Origin of the sequence: Mesorhizobium sp. M0514, assembly GCF_040321145.1 — a bacterium.
Taxonomy (GTDB): domain Bacteria; phylum Pseudomonadota; class Alphaproteobacteria; order Rhizobiales; family Rhizobiaceae; genus Mesorhizobium.
On sequence record NZ_JAMYQZ010000169.1, the window covers coordinates 1 to 5,286 of the forward strand.

General features: G+C 61.3%; 8 protein-coding genes. All 8 read left to right on the forward strand.

The annotated features are described in order from the left end of the window. Window positions 1-379 precede the first annotated feature (379 nt). The 8 genes from NKI61_RS32210 to rplL all read left to right on the forward strand — a co-directional run bounded on the left by NKI61_RS32210 (window position 380) and on the right by rplL (window position 5,260). On the forward strand, window positions 380-844 hold the full coding sequence (locus NKI61_RS32210) for an Hsp20 family protein (protein ID WP_352842337.1): 465 nt from the start codon (window positions 380-382) through the stop codon (window positions 842-844). 73 nt (window positions 845-917) lie between these two features. After that, window positions 918-1,385, forward strand: a complete 468-nt coding sequence (locus NKI61_RS32215; protein WP_352842338.1) for a hypothetical protein — start codon at window positions 918-920, stop codon at window positions 1,383-1,385. Window positions 1,386-1,873: 488 nt separating this feature from the next. Next, the gene (secE, locus tag NKI61_RS32220; RefSeq protein ID WP_023667439.1) at window positions 1,874-2,077 is read left to right on the forward strand and encodes a preprotein translocase subunit SecE; all 204 of its coding nucleotides are present in this window, start codon (window positions 1,874-1,876) and stop codon (window positions 2,075-2,077) included. Window positions 2,078-2,104: 27 nt separating this feature from the next. Further along, window positions 2,105-2,632 carry a transcription termination/antitermination protein NusG gene (nusG, locus tag NKI61_RS32225; RefSeq protein ID WP_006333333.1) on the forward strand — a complete coding sequence of 176 codons (528 nt, stop codon included), beginning with the start codon at window positions 2,105-2,107 and terminating at the stop codon, window positions 2,630-2,632. 172 nt (window positions 2,633-2,804) lie between these two features. Further along, window positions 2,805-3,233, forward strand: coding sequence for a 50S ribosomal protein L11 (gene rplK / locus NKI61_RS32230; protein ID WP_006333334.1), 429 nt, complete (start codon window positions 2,805-2,807; stop codon window positions 3,231-3,233). 4 nt (window positions 3,234-3,237) lie between these two features. Continuing rightward, window positions 3,238-3,936, forward strand: coding sequence for a 50S ribosomal protein L1 (gene rplA / locus NKI61_RS32235; protein WP_023667438.1), 699 nt, complete (start codon window positions 3,238-3,240; stop codon window positions 3,934-3,936). A 373-nt stretch (window positions 3,937-4,309) separates the two neighbouring features. Further along, the gene (gene rplJ / locus NKI61_RS32240) at window positions 4,310-4,828 is read left to right on the forward strand and encodes a 50S ribosomal protein L10 (protein WP_023667437.1); all 519 of its coding nucleotides are present in this window, start codon (window positions 4,310-4,312) and stop codon (window positions 4,826-4,828) included. Between the two features lie 54 nt (window positions 4,829-4,882). Then, the gene (gene rplL, locus NKI61_RS32245; protein ID WP_023667436.1) at window positions 4,883-5,260 is read left to right on the forward strand and encodes a 50S ribosomal protein L7/L12; all 378 of its coding nucleotides are present in this window, start codon (window positions 4,883-4,885) and stop codon (window positions 5,258-5,260) included. Window positions 5,261-5,286: the final 26 nt, after the last annotated feature.

Below are 5,286 nucleotides of genomic sequence, written 5' to 3' on the forward strand. Positions count from 1 at the left end.
TGCCGGGACGTTTCGCCCCCGACAGGGTGGATTTACGGATCGGAAGGCCGCTACCCGGTTCCTTGCTGGCCGGCATTTGAATACGAAACGGGACGGCGGGGCAGTAGACGATGCGGTCGCGCAGATCGCGCGAAAACTTCCCGCCGGATATGTACTTCAAGGGGCTGTTCGACTGTTCGAAGGGAAGGTCCCGTAGAAACTCAGATTTCGCTTTCCGTCGATGCGAAGGATGCTACTAAAAAAAATTCGAGATGCTCTTGAACTCATTTGGGGCGCCTCCTAATTCGATTTCCGCCAAGGCCATAAGGCTCGGCAAAAAATGGCGGCGCCGCACGGGGCGGCGTCCTTGTACCCATGTTGCTTCAAGGAGGATGTGGCTATGAGAACCTTTGATACCCTCTATCGGACCACCGTCGGTTTCGACCGGCTTTTCGACATGCTCGACAGCGGCACGCGTCCAGACTGGCCGCCCTATAACATCGAGAAGGTCGACGAGAACGATTACCGTATCTCGATGGCCATCGCAGGCTTCAGCCAGGATGAGGTTGAGCTGACCCAGCATGGACCCGAACTGGTCGTGGTAGGCCAGAAGGCTGATGACCAGAGCGGACGCCAGCTGCTGCACCAGGGCATCGCCTACCGCAGTTTCAGGCAGACGTTCAAGCTTGCCGACCACATGAAGATCAAGGCAGCAAACCTTGAGAAGGGTCTCCTGACCATCGACATCGTCCGTGAGATTCCCGAAGAGCTGAAGCCGCGCCGCATCAGCATCGGGGCCGGCGACGCTCAGGTGGGCGGCAAGCAGATCGCCCAGGATACGGAACGCTCCCGCAAAGCGGCCTGATCGTATCGATTCAGTTATCCCTGCGGTCCGCCTCCCGGCTTCGGCCGGGAGGCCCAGATTGCGGAGAATGGAGATGGACAACTTCTACGAGACACCGACACTTTCTGCGGCACGCTCGGGCAAAATTGAAACTTCTTTGTGCCTGCTCGACAATCCAGACGACGTCATCAACCATCCACGCCTCAGCCGTGGAGAAAAGCGGGCACTGCTTTCCTCGTGGGCGTCCGATGCCTGCGCGGTGGAAAACCAGCCTGCCTTGCGCCGCCTGGACAACGGCACGGTAATCCCTGTCGACCAGATTCTGAGGGCGTTGAAGGCTCTGGATGAGAAACCCACGCTGGGGAAAGAGACTTCAGGCCGGGTGCTGCCTTGGCGACCCTCCTCGCGCCGCAGCGGTCTCAAAGCTTGGCGGCGTCGTGGCCGTTCTTTCGGCCCCGACGATGACGACGACCCGCCCCCGTGCCCGGCAGTGATCGCGCCGCGCCCACGCCCACCACGCGGAATCGGCGCAGTGGCCGGGGTCGAACTCGCCTGCGCCTGAGCTAACCTTGGGTTGATCCAGCTGCCTCGGCATGGGCAGCTGGATTCCAATCTTGCGTGCGCTTCATTTGGTTTCCAAAACAGCAGGTCGCAGGTTCGTCCGCAACGCCATTTCCTCGAACTTGTAATCACGTGCCTGATTTCCGGATGCACCCCTGGAATGGGGTCTGGCATTGAAAAACGGCAGGTGGCTTGCCATATTGGGCGAACTGAGGCATAAGGCCCCGATAGCCGGGACGGGACGACTGGATGGTTCCGAGGCGGCGTTTGGTCATAAAGCGGACACTTGCCACTTGCGTGGATCAAGAATCGGTTTTATGTAGACACAACAGACACGCGACGCGTGGAGCTGGGAAGCCGGCTTTACGCGTCCGATTTGCATGGGCGAAATGGCGCTGATTCGGCGCCGACTTGAACCCAGGCGGCACGTCCCGGCCAGCGGGATCATCCAGGAGACCCGGCCAACGGGTCTTGAAGACAGAGCGGCATATGGCTTCGAAAACCACAAATCCTTTCGTCTTTCTCCAGCAGGTCCGCGCGGAGACCGCCAAGGTGACTTGGCCGTCGCGCCGGGAGACGATGATCTCGACGGTGATGGTGCTCGTATTCGCGGTCATCGCGATGATCTTTTTCTTCACCGCCGACGTGGCCATGGGCTACGCGATCGAGCGGTTACTGAGCCTCGGCCATTAAGTCCGGCGATTACGGAGAAGTCTTGAAATGACCGCGCGCTGGTACATCGTCCACGCCTATTCGAACTTCGAAAAGAAGGTCGCCGAGGACATTGAGAACAAGGCCAAGCAGAAGGGCCTGTCCGCCGATATCGAGCAGATCGTGGTGCCGACCGAGAAGGTCGTCGAAATCCGCCGCGGCCGCAAGGTCGATGCCGAGCGCAAGTTCTTTCCGGGCTATGTGCTGCTCAAGGCCAATCTGACCGATGCGGTGTTCTCGCTGGTCAAGAACACGCCGAAGGTCACCGGCTTCCTCGGTGACTCCAAGCCGGTGCCGATCACCGAAGCCGAGGCGCAGCGCATCCTGAACCAGGTTCAGGAAGGCGTCGAACGGCCGAAGCCCTCGGTCACTTTCGAGATCGGCGAGGCGATCCGCGTTTCGGATGGTCCGTTCGCCTCGTTCAACGGTTTCGTCCAGGAAGTGGACGAGGAGCGGGCGCGGCTCAAGGTGGAAGTTTCGATCTTCGGGCGCGCCGTGCCGGTCGATCTGGAATTCGGACAGGTCGAAAAGGGCTGATCCGAAAACCCTGCGCCGGTTCGCCGGCAAGGGGAGGCGGCGCGGAAAGCGCGCGGCCATGAACGGGTGGGAGGCGAATGCGGCTTTAGCCGGCCGCGCGGACCGCACCACCAGACTGCAACCGCCGGTGTTCCCGATACTGGGGCCGGCATGAGATAAAGGCAGGAAAGAGATGGCTAAGAAAATTGCAGGCCAGCTCAAGCTCCAGGTCAAAGCGGGATCGGCTACGCCGTCTCCGCCGATCGGCCCGGCACTTGGTCAGCGCGGCATCAACATCATGGAATTCTGCAAGGCGTTCAACGCGCAGACCCAGGAAATGGAAAAGGGATCGCCGATCCCGGTCGTCATCACCTATTACCAGGACAAGTCCTTCACCTTCGTCATGAAGACGCCGCCGGTGAGCTACTTCCTGAAAAAGGCGGCGAACTTGACGTCAGGTTCGAAAGAGCCGGGCAAGATCAAGGCCGGCACGATCGGCCGCGACAAGGTGCGCGCCATCGCCGAACAGAAGATGAAGGATCTGAACGCAAACGACGTCGAGGCGGCCATGCGCATGGTCGAGGGCTCCGCCCGCTCGATGGGTCTGGAAGTGGTGGGCTGAGATCATGGCGAAGATTGCAAAGCGTGTATCGAAGTCCCGCGACGGCATCGACCCCAACAAGGCCTATGCCCTTGGTGAGGCGCTGAAGCTGCTCAAGGACCGTTCGACGGTGAAGTTCGACGAGACCATCGAAGTTGCGATGAACCTCGGCGTCGACCCGCGCCATGCCGACCAGATGGTCCGCGGCGTGGTCAACCTGCCGAACGGCACCGGCCGCTCTGTCCGCGTCGCCGTGTTCGCACGTGGCGGCAAGGCCGATGAGGCTCGCGCCGCCGGCGCCGACATTGTCGGTGCCGAGGATCTGGTCGACATCGTCCAGAAGGGCACGATCGACTTCGATCGCTGCATCGCCACGCCGGACATGATGCCGCTGGTCGGCCGTCTGGGCAAGGTGCTGGGCCCGCGCGGCATGATGCCGAACCCGAAGGTCGGCACCGTCACCACCGACGTCGCCGCCGCCGTCAAGGCATCGAAGGGCGGCGCTGTCGAGTTCCGCGTCGAGAAGGCCGGCATCGTTCATGCCGGCGTCGGCAAGGTCTCGTTCGACGTCAAGGCGCTGGAAGAAAACGTCCGCGCCTTCGCCGATGCCGTGACCAAGGCAAAGCCGGCTGGCGCCAAGGGCAACTACGTCAAGAAGGTGTCGGTCACCTCGACGATGGGCCCGGGCCTCAAGCTCGACGTCTCGACGCTCGCAGCGTCTTGATACGAACATCTGGATCGGCTCCAAGGCGCTGATCCGCAAGTGAATTCCGGGCCTCCGACTTGTCGGCGGCCCGGTACCGGAAGTCGAGAGGCTTCCGGACATCCTGTCCGAGATTGCAGGCGGCCCAGAAGCCTTAATTGAATTGGGCCTGCATGAGACGGGTGAAAACCGGACAACGGAGCGACAAGCTCCAATGAAAGGTTCGAACCGTGTTTGCCTTTTGTCTGCGCATCTCCGGCTTGCCGTCGATGTGGCGAAAGGGGGCAGGATCCTCGAGCGTCGTTCGGGAGATCTGTAATGGATGGCCCGGCCGGCAAAAAGGCAACCCGACGCCTGTCCCACTAGCGGGGCAGGGGTCAACTGGAGATAGGCAGTGGACAGAGCGGAAAAACGCGAACTCGTCACGGGCCTGAATGGTGCTTTTGCAGGCGCTGGTTCAGTCGTCGTGGCCCACTACGCCGGTATCACCGTCGCGCAAATGAACGACCTTCGGTCGAAAATGCGCGCTGCCGGTGGCACCGTCAAAGTCGCGAAGAACCGTCTCGCCAAAATCGCTCTTCAGGGCACGGACTCCGCATCGATCATCGACCTGTTCAAGGGACAGACGCTGATCGCTTATTCGGAGGATCCGATTGCGGCGCCGAAGGTCGCGTCCGATTTCGCCAAGGGAAATGACAAGTTGGTCATTCTCGGCGGCGCAATGGGCACCACCTCGCTCAACGCCGACGGTGTGAAGGCACTCGCCACACTTCCGTCGCTCGATGAGCTGCGCGCCAGGCTGGTTGGCATGATCGCCACGCCGGCAACCCGGATCGCCCAGATCGTCAATGCGCCAGCGGCTTCGGTCGCGCGCGTCATCGGCGCTTACGCCCGGAAGGACGAGGCGGCATGAGGCCGTTCCTCGCTATCACAAACACACGTTCGAACCTGATGAAGGAATACAACAATGGCTGATCTGGCAAAGATCGTAGACGACCTTTCGAAGCTGACCGTCCTCGAGGCGGCCGAGCTGTCGAAGCTTCTGGAAGAAAAGTGGGGCGTTTCGGCTGCTGCTCCGGTGGCGGTTGCCGCTGCCGGCGGCGCTGCCGCTGCTGCTGCTCCGGCTGAGGAAAAGACGGAATTCGACGTCGTCCTCACCGAGGCAGGCGCTCAGAAGATCAACGTCATCAAGGAAGTCCGCGCCATCACCGGCCTGGGCCTCAAGGAAGCCAAGGATCTGGTCGAAGCAGCTCCGAAGCCGGTCAAGGAAGCCGTTTCCAAGGCTGACGCTGAGAAGTTCAAGGCCCAGCTGGAAGCAGCCGGCGCCAAGGTCGACCTGAAGTAAGCGTAAAAGCGGCGGGCGGCCTCGCG